The following is a 14056-nucleotide window of genomic DNA, read 5'->3' on the forward strand; positions in this document are numbered from 1 at the left end:
AAAGCAGGAGCGCGTATGGCTAACATTGCCGTGATTGACTACGACATGGGCAATCTGCACTCGGCCTGCAAAGGGTTGGCGCTGGCGGGGGCCACGCCGCAGATTACCGATGTGGTGGCCGACCTGGAGGCTGCCGACGCCCTGGTGCTGCCAGGGGATGGAGCCTTTGATCCGGCGATGCGGCACCTGCGGGAGAAGGGACTGGTGGAACCGATCAAAGCGGCGATCGCATCGGGCAAGCCGTTCCTCGGCATCTGTCTGGGCCTCCAGCTATTGTTTGACGGCAGCGACGAGGGGGTAGAGCCAGGGCTGGGGATTATTCCTGGGCGCATTAAAAAGTTTCAGAAGGAGCCGGATATCGCTATCCCCCATATGGGGTGGAACCAGCTGACGCTGACCCAGCCCCACTGCCCGCTGTGGCAGGGGGTAAGCAATGGCGATTGGGTGTACTTTGTGCATTCCTACTATGCTGAGCCCAGCGACCCAGCGGTGAATGCGGCGACGACCACCCACGGCAGCCAGACAGTAACGGCGGCGATCGCCCAGGACAACCTCTTCGCCATGCAGTACCACCCCGAAAAGTCGGCCCCCGCTGGCCTGGTCATGCTGGCCAACTTTGTGGCCCTAGTCAAAGCCCAAACCCCCATGGCGGTGGCCTAGCTCATGCTGCGTATCTACGGCAATCGCGCCCTCAAAACCCTGCCCGGTCTAGACACTCGGCCCACTTCGGCGCGGGTGCGCGAGGCGCTGTTCAACATTTGGCAGGGGCGCATTGCCGACTGCCGCTGGCTCGACCTGTGTACGGGCAGCGGGGCGATGGGGGCTGAGGCGCTGTGTCGCGGCGCAGCCGAGGTAGTGGGCATTGAGAAATCGCCCGACGCCTACAAAATTACCCGCGAAAACTGGCAACAGGTGGCCCAGCCCGACCAGACCATCAGCCTGTTTCGGGGCGATGTGGTTAAACAGCTGTCGCGGCTGCACGGGCAACCCTTCGACTGCATTTACTTCGACCCGCCCTACAACAGCGAGCTATACCTGCCTGTTCTCGAACGGGTGGTGAGTCTAAACCTGCTGCACCCCACGGGCGAAATTGCCGTGGAGCATCGTCCCGACGCCTGGGCGCCGATCGCTGTTTCTGGGCTAGAGCTGGTACGCCAAAAGCACTACGGCACCAGTCATTTAGCTTTCTACACGCCAGCTCCGGACATTTCTTAGTTCTAAAACAGTCGTGATCTGGTGCTGCTGAGGGTGCTCTGCGGTTAAAAGACGCTGCCTTGTTACGAGGCGTGAAGCTTGATACGCTTGATACGCCGCATCAAGTCAGGAAACCCTGACTATTGATCGCTCCGCTGTCAGCCCTCCACGATTTTCTCTATGGCGAAACACAATTCAGGTAATCCGGACTTTCCCCACTGGGAAGAGGCCGACTCATCGCTGCGGCTGCGGCAGCACAATCGCCTTTTTGGGCTACTGGCGATCGCGGCGGGGCTGGTCTTCCTCCAGGGCTACATGATTGCCCCGCTGATTCCCCGGCTGGCCGAAATCTTTGATGTCTCTGCCCAGGAAATTGGGTTCATTGTGCCTGCCTATATGCTGGCCTATGCCCTGGCAGCGCTGTTCTTCGGTGTTCTCTCCGATCGCTTTGGTCGCTGGCCGCTGATTCGCATTTCTCTAATTATTTTTATTGCCTGCACCGCCCTCACCGCCACCGCCCAAACGGCAGGCCAAATGAGCTTTTGGCGATTGTTCACTGGCCTGGGCGCGAGCGGGGTCATTCCCCTAACCTTTGCCTTAATTGGCGATCTGTTTCCCTACAACCAGCGGGGGGCGAAACTGGGTTTGGTGTTTGCAGCCATGGAAGGAGGTATGGCCGCAGGGTCTGCGGGGGGCGCTATCTTGGAACCCTTTGTGGGCTGGCGGGCCTTGTTTTTGGGCACAGCCACGGCGGCGGCCCTGGTGCTCTGGCGGCTGCGGCGCTATGGAGCGCTGTTTGACGAGCCTAAAATCGACAAGCTGCCCTCTGTCGCCGCTGTCTTTGCCGGGTACCGAGCCGTATTGGCCAATTTTCGGGGCTCTCGCACCTACGCCTACGTACTGCTGAACGGAATCTTTCACTCGGGCGTTTACACCTGGCTGGGCTACTACATGACACAGCGCTACGGCATGGATGCCCTACGCATTGGCCTGACCATTTTGGGCTACGGCATTCCGGGCCTGATTTTTAGCCCGCTGATTGGCAGGGCCGTCGATCGCTGGGGCCGCCGCTGGCTAATTCCCCCAGGGTTGGCGATGGCGGCTCTGGCCGGGCTGGCGATGATTCCTGACATTCCCCCGCTAGGGACGACCGTCGCGATTCTAGTGCTCTCGTTGGGCTACGACCTGACCCAGCCACTGTTTGTGGGCATTGTCACTGACCTGGGCGACGGCAAAAGTCTAGGCCAGACCATGGGGCTGAAGGTGTTTGCGCTGTTTACGGGCTTTGGCCTGGGTAGCCTGCTGTTTGGCGAAGCCCTGCGCTGGGGGTTTGCGTCTGCCCTGGCGCTGTTTTCCGGGTTGCAGCTGGTGGCCGCGATCGCTGCCATCCCCCTATTTTGGCCAGAAAAGCCTCAGCCAATATCTCAGCCAGCCTTAGACTGATGCTGTTCTAAACGGCGATCGCAGCGGTTCCTCGGTGAGAACGTCAGAGCCAGTGTTTTGGGTAAGGGCGACCCGGAATCCAGCGGCTAAAGGCCACGGTACAAAGCACGAGCAAAACCGCCCCTGTGAACACGGGGGTAAAGACAAAATCCCAAGAGGCATCGCTCATGACGCCCACAAGGGCAATAGCTCCTGCGGGGGGATGCAGGGTGTGAGTCAACTGCATCAGCTGAATCGAGGTGGCCACAGCCAGCGCCATCACCCAGGGCGCAGTGCCAAAGAGACTGACGCAGGCAACGCAAACTAATCCCCCAATCACGCATCCTCCAATCACGTTGCGGGGTTGGGCTAAGGGGCTTTCGGGCACGGCAAACACCAGTACCGCCGTGGCCCCAAAGGGGGCGACGATCAGGGGATAGCCGGTGTAAACCGTGAGGTAGGCCAGCACGGCAATCCCCACAAAGCTGCACAGGTAGGAGGTCAAAATTTGCCCATGGGTGAACTCGGGCTGATGGGAAGAGCGGCGAAATAGCCTGATATATCGCGGCGACGCGGTTCGATAGTTAAGCTGTCTCATGGTGTGTCTGCCGTAATCCCTTGGCCGCCTGAATGGTTGGCGCAGTGTTAAGCAAAAATACTCTGGAAGCATTTTGTCATACTTTGATGACACGACTGCAACAATGTAGCTGAGAACACAGAAATTAGAGATTTATAGGTCAATGAGTTGCATTGAAAGCGCTGAAAGTCTCGCTGACTCAGCATCACTGGCAATACCGTCGGGGCCGCGAAGACAGCCGATCTGATTTATCCTCCCTAGGCAGACTATTGCTGCCGACAAGACCCCTATCTCGACAGAGCGTTTACGCTTGAGTGCCGTCTAGACTGTGCCTTCAACCCTACAGAAGGCTAATTCACAATGACTAAAGGCGATTCAGATTTGGGAGAACAGGCCCTAAGCAAAGCGTTTGAGATGGGGCTATCGACCCAGCTAGATGCCGCAGAGGACTTAAATGCCGAGATTCGCACCAACCCGGTCGCGCTGATGCAGGGAGAGCTAGAGTCGGCAGACATTCAGGGACGGGGGCTGGTGATTAAGAACGACCTGCGCACCGAGCAGCTCACGGTAAAAACGGACGGGCTGGCTATTGACCCGCTAAAGGCCGCTCTGGGCCAAATTGAACTCACCCGCCCTACCAATGCCACCGCTGCGGTAGAGCTAACCGAGGCCGATATTGAGCGGGCCTGCAATTCTGACTACATTCGCCAAAAACTGCAATCGCTGGCCGTTACCCTGAATGGTCGCCCGGTGCAGGTTAGCGCCGAGCACATTACCTTCTCGCTGCCGGGGGATGGTCTGGTGGCGATCGCCGCCAGCGTAATCTTAGACGAGACCGGCGATCGCCACCAGGTCGCCTTTCGCGCCGTGCCAGCCATGGGGCCGCAGGGGCATGAAATCGTGCTAAACAACATTCAAATCGAGTCAGAGAATACGTCGGCAGCCCTAACCGAGGGCCTGCTAGCCGCCGCCAAAGACCTGCTCGATCTGCACAATTTCACCCTCAGCGGCATGACCCTGCAACTGCAAAGCCTGGATGTGCAACCGAGAAAAATCGCCTTGCAGGTGCAGGCCTATGTAGAGTCGTTCCCCGGCAGTTAGGGATCGTGCGGGAGGGGACGGGTGCCTTTGCCAATGGCCAGGAATGGGGGTTAAACCCAGGCACCCGTCCCCTTTGCAAAATCCCCTAACCCCTGTGCTTGGTCAAAAAGCGATCGAGCTGGTTGGCAAACAGGCCCGTGTCTCGCTGGCTAAAGGGGGGTGGCCCACCGGTTTCGACCCCGCCGCTGCGCAGCTCATCTAAAAAATTTCGCATCGACAGACGCTCTCGAATATTGCCCGCATCGTAGAACTGTCCCCGGGGGTTGAGGGCGTAGGCTCCCTTGGCGATCGCCTCCGCCGCTAAGGGAATGTCTGCCGTAATCACCAAATCCCCCGCCTCTAGGTGCTGCACAATGTAGTTGTCGGCAATATCTAGGCCCGATCGCACCTGCACCGCCTCAATGTAGGGCGACCCCGGAATCTGTAGCTCCTGGTTGGCGACCAGGGTGGTCTTCAGCTCGACCCGTTTGGCGGCCCGAAACAGAATCTCTTTAATCACCCTGGGGCAGGCGTCGGCATCAACCCAGATCTGCATAGGTGCTCCTCAGCGCTGAGGCTATGGCAATCTGCGCGCAGGCCTCGGCGTCCGACAGGGCATCGTGGTGGTTGAGGGGAATGCCCAGGTAGTCGCACACGTTGGGCAGCTTGGTGGGGCGAATGTTCCACGCCTGGCGGGCCAGCTTCACCGTGCAGACAAACTCCGCCACCGGGGGCAAAATGCCGTAGGCCTTGCAGCAGGCGTAGAGCACGCTGCGATCGAAGGGGGCATTATGGGCCACAAAAAAGTCGGCCCCCGCCAGCATTGCCGCAATGTCGGGCCATAGCTCGGCAAAGTCGGGCTCATTCGCTACCTGCCGCCAGGTAATGCCGTGGATGTGGGTGAACTCAAACAGCCGTCGCGGGGGGCGAATCAGGTAGTGAACCTTATCTACCACCTGGCCCTGCTCGACTCGCACCAGGCCAATGGCGCAGGCGCTATCTCGGTAGCGATCGGCGGTTTCAAAATCGAGGGCAACAAAGGTCTTCATGGCAAAATTCTACAGGCAGGGGCGGCAAAGCGATCGCAGAACAACAACCCCACGCCTGTAGCAAAAGAACGAAAATAGAAGAACGAAAAGTGGGGAAAATGGCCATAGGCCTTAACCCTTGGCATTTTAAACTGTCCTGCCCCAGACTTCACTGGTTGTGGGCAGTAGGTAGGCGTCGGCTAAAGCTCTGCCGCAATCCTGAAACGCGTTGGGTACCTTAAGAGTATTGAGCCTAGCGACAGCAACAGCCTTTTAAGGATGCTTGAACATCATGCGCGGACTCTCTTTAGTCGGGTTACTAGTTGGGCTTGGCATCGTGGGAGCCCTCATGTTTCACCAAACCAAGCCAGCGGTAGAAGGGGAAACCGCTCTGCCTACTGAGAACATTGAAAAAGCCAACCAAGCCGCCGAAACCGTAGAGCAACAGGCCAAACAGCTTCAGCAAGACCTGCAAAAACTGCCGTAGCCCCCTGCGCCATTAATCAATCGGGAGCGGGACTGGGCAGCTCTTTCTCTAGGGCATTGTGGCCGCCAATGTGATGCTTATACCACCCCATGAGCGGGGTCGAGCTAATGCCGTGCAGCGTCACCGAAAGGGTGACTGTAATAATAGTCACCCAGGCAATCAGCTCGCCGATTTCGCCCTGCAAGCCGTGACCCAGGCTGTAGGTGAGGTAGTACAGCGAGCCCACCCCCCGAATGCCAAACCAGCCAAACAACCACCGCGTGGCCGGATGCACGGGCGCTCCAATCGTGCTTACCCAAGCACCCAGGGGGCGCACTAGAAAGATTAGCGAAACCGCGATCAGGAGCCCCGGCACCGCAAACTTCAGCATGGGCTCAAGGCGCAGCAGCGACCCCAGCAGCAAGATCGTGCCGATCTCAGCCAGTTTTTCGAGCCGCTCCATAAACATGAGGCGGGAGGCCGATCGCTCGATAGTCAGGCATTGGCTAAACATCACCACGCCAGCGACAAACACCGCCAAAAAGCCGTAGCCGTGCACAATTTCAGCCAGCGAATAGCTGAGCAAGATGGTGCTGAGGCCAACAAAATCTTCCATTAGCTCATCGACATCCTGCTTTCGGGCGAGATGGTGCTCTAGCCAGCAAACCCCCTTGGCTACACCGATGCCCACAAGCAGACCAGCGGCGATCGCCCACAGCAAATCCACCGCCACCCATCGGCTAAACCAGCTTTCCCAATTGTTGTTTTCGAGCCAGTGCAGCCCAAAGTAGACAAAGGGAAAGGCCAGGGAATCGTTGAGGCCGCCCTCGGAGGTGAGCCCAAACCGCAATTCGTCGCGATCTTGGGGGTCATCGAGCTGCACTTCCGAGGCTAAAACCGGATCGGTGGGGGCCAAAATGGCCCCGAGCAAAATGCCCGCGCCCCACTCTAGCTTGAGAAAGAAGTGGCCCAGGGCGGCGATCGCAAAGATTGAAATTGGCATCAAAAAGCCAATCAGCCGAATTGTCGAATTCCACGCCCAGGCCTTGAGCGGGCGATTCATCTTCAGGCCGCAGCTAAACAGAGAAATTAGGACGACGAACTCAGTTAGCCGTTCTAAAAAAGCCGTGTCGGGGCGCGCCCGCACCAGATTTAACCCGTAGGGGCTCAGAATAATCCCCACGATCAAATAGATCAGTGCGTAGGAGAAGGGCAGTCGGCCAATCCAGCCCGACCCGAGGGTCACGGCAAGCAGCAGTAGGCCAATCACCAGCAGATCGAGAATGTAGATATCCACGGGTAGGCCAAAACATAAATCGCTCCTTCACTCTAGGAGCTAGCTTCGGAGGCGAAGTGCAACCTGCGGTAGATCTTTCCCTGACTTGGGCTTGAGCCATTTAAGTTGGTTATAGCTATAGTCACCTGGGTTAGGCATTCAGAAAACGTTCCAACGTTTGAACGTTCAGACGTTTAGAGGGGAAATGTCTGAACAAACTGGCTACAGCCATAGCACAGAGGATGCGCTAAACCTATAGGCCATGAGGTGACAATGACTAAGACCCAACCTCCCATGATTATTGTGGTTGGCGCGTCTGCCGGAGGTATGCAGGCCACCGCAAACCTGAGCGCGCAGTTTCCAAAAGATTTTCCGGCGGCCATCTTCATCGTCAACCACATGGGTGCAGACAACAATGGAGACGTGCTGGCCAAGGTCTTCAATGAGAGTGGCGGGCTCACCTGCGAACAGGCCCATGACGAGCAGCCCTTCCAAAGCGGCCACATCTATCTGGCCCCCCCGGATCAACATATGTTGCTTGTGGAAGGCAAAATTCTAGTCACCAAGGGTGCCCGCGAAAACCGCTACCGACCGGCCATCGATCCCCTGTTTCGCTCCGCAGCGGTGGCCTACGGCAATCGCGTCATCGGCATCATTCTGACCGGATACCTGGATGATGGCACCAGCGGCATGATGGCCATCAAACAATGCGGCGGCGTCTGCATCGTCCAAGATCCGCTGGATGCAGCCTACCCAGACATGCCCCAGTCGGTCATAGCCAACGTGGGTGCCGATTACTGCCTGCCCGTCGCCGAAATGGGCATGCTGCTGTCGGATCTGGTGCGGAGAAAACTACCCAGACGCAAGCAGCCGCCAAAGGACATTGTGATTGAGGCAGAAATTGCCCAGCGTGTTTTGAGTGATTTGCCTGCGGTCAAGGCGATCGGCGAGCAGGTGCCCTTCAACTGCCCCGACTGCGGCGGGGTGCTGTGGCAAATCGAAGGCGATTTCTTGAGGTACCGCTGTCATACGGGTCATGCTTTTACCTCGGCGGTGCTGCTGGCCCAGCAAACCGCCAAGATCGAAGAAACGCTGTGGGTTGCCTTGCGAATGTTTGAGGAGCGCCAGAACTTGATTGCCACCATGGGCCAGAGTCACGGCAGTTCGTCGTCATCTGTCTCCCAGCGGGTGCAAGACTCTCAAATTCACATCGATCGCATTCGCGCCATGCTAAAAGCTACCCACAAAGACAATCACGACGAAGTAGCAAAGGGATAGTCCCAAGTCTTGTAAGTTCAACTCCCAAGGGCAGGGGGCTAATCGCTGCCACCCCAGGTCCAGCGCGGATTGCCATCCCGCAGACCCTTGAAGATGATCACGGTGGTAAACCCGTTGGGGTCGCGCATCCCCGTCATGTCGAGAATGGCCTTGACCTGGCCGTTGGCTAGCTGAAGGCGAATGTAGGAGTTGCCCTCATGGGCTTCACCATCGACGCTGACCATGCCGCCCGAGGCCTGGCAATTGCGGTATTCGGGCTTGAGGGTGCCCACCCAGGTGGCGCTAAACTGATCTGACTGAGACAGTCGAATGTTGGTAGCGATGTCGCGCAGTTTGACCATGCCATCGGTCGAAAAGCCGCCCTCAGCGTAGGGGCGGGGTGTTTCGTGGGCAATCAGCCCCTCAGGGCAGCGGGCCTGGGGGCCGCTGAGCAGGGGCAGCACGCTCAGGTCGATGGTGTTGGCCAAGGCCGCAGCGCCCAAGCCGCTCGCCAGGCTCAGGGGCAGACTGGTCAGTAGCGCCCAGCAAAACTTTGGTTTCATCGCCATCTCTCCTCTACAAGTACAACGCAGTCTCAAAGTGGTCTTCTTTACCTACCCCTACAGCGTTTGGGCCGCGCATTCCCGACCGGCCACCCTGCCCTGCCCCTGAGCCAATGTGGCATGATTGATCTCTGCGCTTCGCTGGGGCCTCGCCCCGCCACTCTGTATGCTACGCCTCAGCCAAATTAAACTGCCCCTCGACCACCCCGAAGCCGCCCTTGAGGAGGCGATTCTAAAAAAGCTGCACCTAGCGGCGGCGGATCTGACCGGCTTCACTATCTTCAAACGCAGCTACGACGCCCGCAAAAAGGGCAGCATCACCCTGGTCTACATCGTCGATGTGGAGACGCCCAAGGAAAAGGCTCTGCTCAAGCGGTTTAAGAAAGACGCCACGGTAGCGGTGACGCCCGACATGACCTATCGCCCGGTGGCCCAGGCTCCCGAGGGGTTTCAGAACCGCCCGATTGTGATTGGCATGGGGCCGTGCGGCATGTTTGCGGGGCTGATGCTGGCCCAGATGGGGTTTCGGCCCATTATTCTGGAGCGGGGCAAGTCGGTGCGCGATCGCAGCGTTGACACCTTTGGCTTTTGGCTCAAAAAGACCCTTAACCCGGAGTCAAACGCCCAGTTTGGTGAAGGCGGTGCGGGCACGTTCTCGGATGGCAAGCTCTACAGCCAGGTGAGCGACCCTCAGCACTACGGTCGCAAGGTGCTGACCGAGCTGGTGAACGCTGGGGCTTCCCCCGAGATTCTCTATATCAATAAGCCCCACATCGGCACTTATCGCCTGGTCAAAATCGTGCAGAACATGCGCGCCATGATTGAGTCTTTGGGTGGCGAAATTCGCTTTCAGACCCGCGTGGTGGATCTTGACATCGACCAGGGCCAGGTGCGCGGCGTGCGCCTCGACAATGGAGACTATTTGGCTAGCGAGCATGTGGTGCTGGCCGTGGGCCACAGTGCCCGCGACACCTTTCATATGCTCCACGATCGCGGTGTTTACATTGAGGCCAAGCCTTTTTCTATCGGCTTTCGCATTGAGCATCCCCAGTCATTAATTGACCAGTGCCGGTTGGGGGAGCAGGCCGGGCACCCCCGCCTGGGCTCCGCCGACTACAAGCTGGTGCACCACTGCGAAAATGGGCGATCGGTCTACAGTTTTTGCATGTGCCCTGGCGGCAAGGTGGTGGCGGCAGCGTCGGAGCCGGGCCGCCTGGTGACCAACGGCATGAGCGAGTACGCCCGCGATGAGTCGAACGCTAACAGCGCGATCGTCGTGGGCATTACCCCAGACGACTATCCCGAGGGGCCGCTGGCGGGCATTGAACTCCAGCGGCGGCTGGAGGAATTTGCCTTTGAGCTGGGCGGCGGCACCTACGAAGCGCCTGGGCAGCTAGTGGGGGATTTTTTGGCTAACCGTCCCTCGACGGCGTTTGGTGCAGTGCAGCCCTCCTACAAGCCAGGGGTGAAGCTGGGGGATTTGAGCGAGAGTTTGCCGGAGTATGCGATCGCCGCCATCCGCGAAGCCATCCCCGCCTTCGATCGCAAAATTCACGGCTTTGCTATGGATGATGCCGTGCTCACCGGGGTTGAAACCCGCACCTCATCGCCCATTCGCATCAAGCGCAATGAGCAGTTGCAAAGCCTCAACACCGCTGGGCTATACCCCGCTGGCGAAGGGGCCGGCTATGCAGGGGGCATTCTCTCTGCCGGGATTGACGGCATTCGGGTGGCGGAGGCCGTGGCCCTGGGTCTGATCAAGGGATGATCGGCAAGAGCAGCGGCTGGTTCTCCTTTGTTTTATGGAGAATCAGCGGCGAATCCATTTGGTGAGGATGCGCATGGGTTGGCCGGTGGTGGGGTCGAGCTGGGGTTTGCTCCAGGCGCGGGGTTCGGCAAAGCCGATGCTGTGGAGATGGGCGATGACTAGCTCCATGCCGGTGGCGGTGCCGATGAGCATGACGCGCACGGGTTCGCGCGGGTCGGCTGGCTCTACACTAGGTGGATCTCCAGAGGGCGGCTGGCTATAGATTTCGCTGTTGGGGATGAATTCTGACATGGCGATCGATAAATAAAGGTAATGAAAGGGATCTTTTGCCGCAAGAACCCGCACGAAGGGTGCGAAACCCTGCGCGAGATGGGAAACTGAGCTAACGAATCGGACGCAAAACTTATATGCCATCGTGACATGTCATCTTGTCTTAGTCAAGATGGTTTGTTGTCGTGGCGAAATGTCTCGACATGCCAGAAAGTAGCCTAAAAGAGCCAAGGCCAGAGTCAGCCCTAAAGCAATTGAGAGATCGCCTCGGGTTGACGCAAGAAGAGTTGTCTCGCCGCTGTGGGATACCGCTGCGAACCTATGTGCGCTGGGAAACTGGGGAGGCTACGCCAAGGCCAACGATTCCGCAGGTGAAGGCGCTGTGTAGGGAGTTAGGGGTTGCGATCGAAGAATTGCCGGATGAGTTTGGGCCAAGTAGCTAATTGTTTTTTCCAAAAAGGGTGATTCAGGAAAATATTCCGGATTATCAGATATAGCCTTGAAGAATTGCAGAAGGGAAAAAGTATGTAAGCATCTCTGAGTCGAGCGATAAAAATGAATAATTGTTTTACGGTCTTAGATGCAGTTCTTCTTGGAAAATTAACTCGCTTTTCCGAGAAAGAGCGATGTCAAATACTAGAGAAAATCAGTTTACTATCTAAAGATCCTTTCCCAGATGGACATTCAAAGCGACAGCTTGTACATCAAAACCATAAAATTTATAGAATGCGCTCGGGCAGATACAGGATAATTTACTGCCTTGAAAAACCGTACATTGGAATTATAGCCATATTGTCTAGAGACGATGAGACTTACGAACAAGCTTTTCTACCTACTCAATTCAATCAAGCCAATGAAATCACAGACTATTTTGAGCACATTGATGCCGAATTCCTGAAGTTGTTAGCAGAGAATGATTTACAGGTTGTCAGAGACAAGACTCTAAAATCAATTTCTCAGCTAAGGCAAAAGCAAAAAAGCCTTTCAGAAAGAGAGGAGAATTTCACTTCTGATGAAAGGGCTTTACATTCATTGGCAGACGAGCTGAATTTACAAAGTTTAGATTTGAAGTTAAAAAGAGAGGCTTTAGAGAAAAGAGAAGGATACATTAAATATCAAGAAAAGAAGATTGCCAAAGAAAAGTTAGAAGCCTCAGATTTATCGAGGAAGCTAGGTTTAGCTCGAAAAGTTCTAATAGAAAAAAGAAATGAAATAGCTGAAAAGTATAAAAATATTGATAGAGATCGTGAAGTAGCTATAGAAGAAGCTAAAAGTTTAGTAACTGAGAAAATAGCTGAAGCCAGAAAATGGATTGACTCTATTATGCCACCGCCGCCATTATCGGTAGTGGTATCGCAAAAGCCCGACGAGAGAGTGCTATCACTTCCTGAGGCTGCAAAATTTAAATACGACATACCCTTTCAACCTAACGACAAAGCATCAATCTATTTGTTTATTGTAGGATCACTCCTCATTTTAATGCCGTGGTCTTCTTTGTTGAAATTTTTTCTATTTCTGTCAGGCAGCATGTTTTTGCTTAGGCGATCTTTTGAAGAGGCAAGAAAATATAGGAAGGAGTTTGCGAGATGGTGCATTAAAACTGAAGAAAATTGCACAGAGTATGAAAAGATAAGAAATTTAGTTCTAGTGTCGTATTTTGATCAGCTAGAGATTTCTAAAGCCACGCAGTCTGGAACGGAAGATTTCGTGAAGCGAGTGGAATGGTGGAGAAAAGAGAGTTCTTCCATCGTTTTAGGAGAAATTAATCATGCTTTAGAGGAAGCAGCTAATACGTTGAATAAAAATCAAAATAGTCGGTAGGATGAATTTCGTGCGACAATGACCATCGCAACATCTTTGCTGCTGCGTTTCCTTTAGTAAATGAACTCGTACATCAAAAAAGTTCTTAGCTGGTACAGGCTGCTGACTAACCTAGTTCAGTTTGAAACTTAAGAGCTGAGATAGCAGACTTTTCATTATACAGAAGCTCGACTATTCAACCATTGTTGTAGCGAAGTCTGACTCTCCCCTGAAGGTTGCCCTAGCAAAATATTCTTCAGGCTAATATCTTCATCCAACTCTGGCCAGTGAATGCCTGCTTGGCTCCCAGTCAGACGCCAGTTTTCTCGTTCTACTGGAGTGCCATGCAACAGCCGAGGGTACCAGGCCAGCGGCACAGCAATCACCCGCCCGTCCGACAGATCTACCGTCAGCAGCTCATCTGAAACTGCAACCCCTTGAATTTGAGGAACATTAAGGATCTCAACCATTGAAGAAGTCATGCCAAGCCTCCAATAACTGCTGCTGATTTTCCTCGGTTAGCTTTTGGATGCGGTTGATCTCATTCGAGGAAAATCCTTTATTGAACTGGAGCCTTACCGGAGTCAGCCAAAACTTAGCCTCGCTACTATCGCGTTCAATATGTACATGGGGTGGCTCGTCTCGATCGCCCGCATAGCAGAAAAACCGATAGGGGCCAACGCGAAGCAAGGTAGGCATTGATAGTTTGCAATACGCCTGAGACCCTTTAATTGTATGCCGCGATCGCTGCCAATGCCCTAAGACCTACAACCTATGCCATAGCTAGCTTTGGGGCTAATAATAGCCTGCGATCGCTTGCCCGCCGCAATTGTCCAGAGGACTGTAACTTCTCCCTACAATAAGACAGGGTGTTTTCCTAAAGATTCTAAACCGATGACTGCAACTGCTGAACTCGCTACCTTTGGGGCCGGATGCTTCTGGGGTGTAGAAGCTGCCTTTCGCAAACTCGACGGCGTGATCGACACCTCCGTTGGCTACATGGGCGGCCACTTCGAAAACCCCTGCTACCTGGATGTGCTATCGCGCATCACCGGCCACGCCGAAGTCTGCCAGGTGCAGTTCAACCCCGCCGAGATTTCCTACGACGCGCTGCTCGACACCTTTTGGCGCATCCACGACCCCACCAGCCTCAACCGCCAGGGGGGCGATCGCGGCGAGCAGTACCGCTCGGTGATTTTCTACCACACCCCAGAGCAGGGCAAAGCCGCCCGCCAGGCCAAAGCCAAACTGCAAGACTCAGGCCGCTACCCCAAACCCATCGTCACCCCAATCGAACCCGCCAGCGCCTACTGGCTCGCCTCAGAAGAACACCAGCGATACTTTGGCTAGCCGAA

The 14056-nt window shown here is 55.6% G+C and carries 18 protein-coding genes; 10 read left to right on the forward strand and 8 right to left on the reverse strand.

Annotated features, from left to right (window positions below):
- Positions 1-15: 15 nt before the first annotated feature.
- From hisH to VB780_RS19400, 3 genes are all read left to right on the forward strand, one after another.
- A complete protein-coding gene (gene hisH / locus VB780_RS19390; protein WP_323352823.1) occupies positions 16-660 on the forward strand; it encodes an imidazole glycerol phosphate synthase subunit HisH in 645 nt (214 codons plus the stop codon).
- Between the two features lie 3 nt (positions 661-663).
- Positions 664-1215 (forward strand): 16S rRNA (guanine(966)-N(2))-methyltransferase RsmD, encoded by a 552-nt coding sequence (rsmD, locus tag VB780_RS19395; RefSeq protein WP_323352824.1) that lies wholly within the window; start codon positions 664-666, stop codon positions 1213-1215.
- Positions 1216-1374: 159 nt separating this feature from the next.
- Positions 1375-2637 (forward strand): MFS transporter, encoded by a 1263-nt coding sequence (locus tag VB780_RS19400; RefSeq protein WP_323352825.1) that lies wholly within the window; start codon positions 1375-1377, stop codon positions 2635-2637.
- A gap of 43 nt (positions 2638-2680) precedes the next feature.
- Here VB780_RS19400 and VB780_RS19405 read toward each other — a convergent pair whose 3' ends face one another.
- Positions 2681-3214: an HPP family protein gene (locus VB780_RS19405; RefSeq protein ID WP_323352826.1), complete on the reverse strand. Its 534-nt coding sequence runs from the start codon at positions 3212-3214 to the stop codon at positions 2681-2683.
- Positions 3215-3553: 339 nt separating this feature from the next.
- Between VB780_RS19405 and VB780_RS19410 the strand changes: the two genes are divergently transcribed.
- On the forward strand, positions 3554-4294 hold the full coding sequence (locus VB780_RS19410; protein ID WP_323352827.1) for a DUF2993 domain-containing protein: 741 nt from the start codon (positions 3554-3556) through the stop codon (positions 4292-4294).
- Positions 4295-4379: 85 nt separating this feature from the next.
- On the opposite strand, the gene VB780_RS19415 is transcribed toward VB780_RS19410, so the two are convergent.
- Together VB780_RS19415 and VB780_RS19420 are read right to left on the reverse strand one after the other, a co-directional pair.
- Positions 4380-4829, reverse strand: coding sequence for a YaiI/YqxD family protein (locus VB780_RS19415; RefSeq protein ID WP_323352828.1), 450 nt, complete (start codon positions 4827-4829; stop codon positions 4380-4382).
- Positions 4813-5322, reverse strand: a complete 510-nt coding sequence (locus VB780_RS19420; RefSeq protein WP_323352829.1) for a 3'-5' exonuclease — start codon at positions 5320-5322, stop codon at positions 4813-4815. The genes VB780_RS19415 and VB780_RS19420 overlap by 17 nt, the downstream gene beginning before the upstream one ends.
- 328 nt (positions 5323-5650) lie before the next feature.
- On the opposite strand from VB780_RS19420, the gene VB780_RS19425 reads away from it, so the two are divergent.
- Entirely contained in the window at positions 5651-5788 is a 138-nt protein-coding gene (locus tag VB780_RS19425; protein ID WP_323352830.1) for a hypothetical protein, read from the forward strand.
- 16 nt (positions 5789-5804) lie between these two features.
- On the opposite strand, the gene VB780_RS19430 is transcribed toward VB780_RS19425, so the two are convergent.
- Complete coding sequence (locus VB780_RS19430) at positions 5805-7064, reverse strand: sodium:proton antiporter (protein ID WP_323352831.1); 1260 nt, start codon at positions 7062-7064, stop codon at positions 5805-5807.
- Positions 7065-7316: 252 nt separating this feature from the next.
- On the opposite strand from VB780_RS19430, the gene VB780_RS19435 reads away from it, so the two are divergent.
- Positions 7317-8321: a chemotaxis protein CheB gene (locus tag VB780_RS19435; RefSeq protein WP_323352832.1), complete on the forward strand. Its 1005-nt coding sequence runs from the start codon at positions 7317-7319 to the stop codon at positions 8319-8321.
- Positions 8322-8359: 38 nt separating this feature from the next.
- Here the strand turns inward: VB780_RS19435 and VB780_RS19440 are convergent, their stop codons facing one another.
- Entirely contained in the window at positions 8360-8863 is a 504-nt protein-coding gene (locus VB780_RS19440) for a hypothetical protein (RefSeq protein ID WP_323352833.1), read from the reverse strand.
- Between the two features lie 166 nt (positions 8864-9029).
- Here VB780_RS19440 and VB780_RS19445 point away from each other — a divergent pair, with 166 nt between their 5' ends.
- Positions 9030-10631, forward strand: coding sequence for an NAD(P)/FAD-dependent oxidoreductase (locus VB780_RS19445; RefSeq protein WP_323352834.1), 1602 nt, complete (start codon positions 9030-9032; stop codon positions 10629-10631).
- Between the two features lie 42 nt (positions 10632-10673).
- Here the strand turns inward: VB780_RS19445 and VB780_RS19450 are convergent, their stop codons facing one another.
- The gene (locus VB780_RS19450; protein WP_323352835.1) at positions 10674-10922 is read right to left on the reverse strand and encodes a hypothetical protein; all 249 of its coding nucleotides are present in this window, start codon (positions 10920-10922) and stop codon (positions 10674-10676) included.
- Between the two features lie 182 nt (positions 10923-11104).
- Here VB780_RS19450 and VB780_RS31465 point away from each other — a divergent pair, with 182 nt between their 5' ends.
- On the forward strand, positions 11105-11344 hold the full coding sequence (locus VB780_RS31465; protein ID WP_416349248.1) for a helix-turn-helix transcriptional regulator: 240 nt from the start codon (positions 11105-11107) through the stop codon (positions 11342-11344).
- 112 nt (positions 11345-11456) lie between these two features.
- Positions 11457-12722, forward strand: a complete 1266-nt coding sequence (locus tag VB780_RS19455) for a hypothetical protein (protein ID WP_323352836.1) — start codon at positions 11457-11459, stop codon at positions 12720-12722.
- 155 nt (positions 12723-12877) lie between these two features.
- Here the strand turns inward: VB780_RS19455 and VB780_RS19460 are convergent, their stop codons facing one another.
- Positions 12878-13183: a DUF2442 domain-containing protein gene (locus VB780_RS19460; protein WP_323352837.1), complete on the reverse strand. Its 306-nt coding sequence runs from the start codon at positions 13181-13183 to the stop codon at positions 12878-12880.
- The gene (locus tag VB780_RS19465; protein ID WP_323352838.1) at positions 13164-13400 is read right to left on the reverse strand and encodes a DUF4160 domain-containing protein; all 237 of its coding nucleotides are present in this window, start codon (positions 13398-13400) and stop codon (positions 13164-13166) included. Before VB780_RS19465 ends, VB780_RS19460 begins: the two co-directional genes overlap by 20 nt.
- Positions 13401-13595: 195 nt before the next feature.
- Between VB780_RS19465 and msrA the strand changes: the two genes are divergently transcribed.
- Positions 13596-14051 carry a peptide-methionine (S)-S-oxide reductase MsrA gene (msrA, locus tag VB780_RS19470; RefSeq protein ID WP_323352839.1) on the forward strand — a complete coding sequence of 152 codons (456 nt, stop codon included), beginning with the start codon at positions 13596-13598 and terminating at the stop codon, positions 14049-14051.
- The last annotated feature ends 5 nt before the right edge of the window (positions 14052-14056 follow it).

This window comes from Leptolyngbya sp. CCNP1308, assembly GCF_034932455.1.
Classification (GTDB): domain Bacteria; phylum Cyanobacteriota; class Cyanobacteriia; order Phormidesmidales; family Phormidesmidaceae; genus Nodosilinea.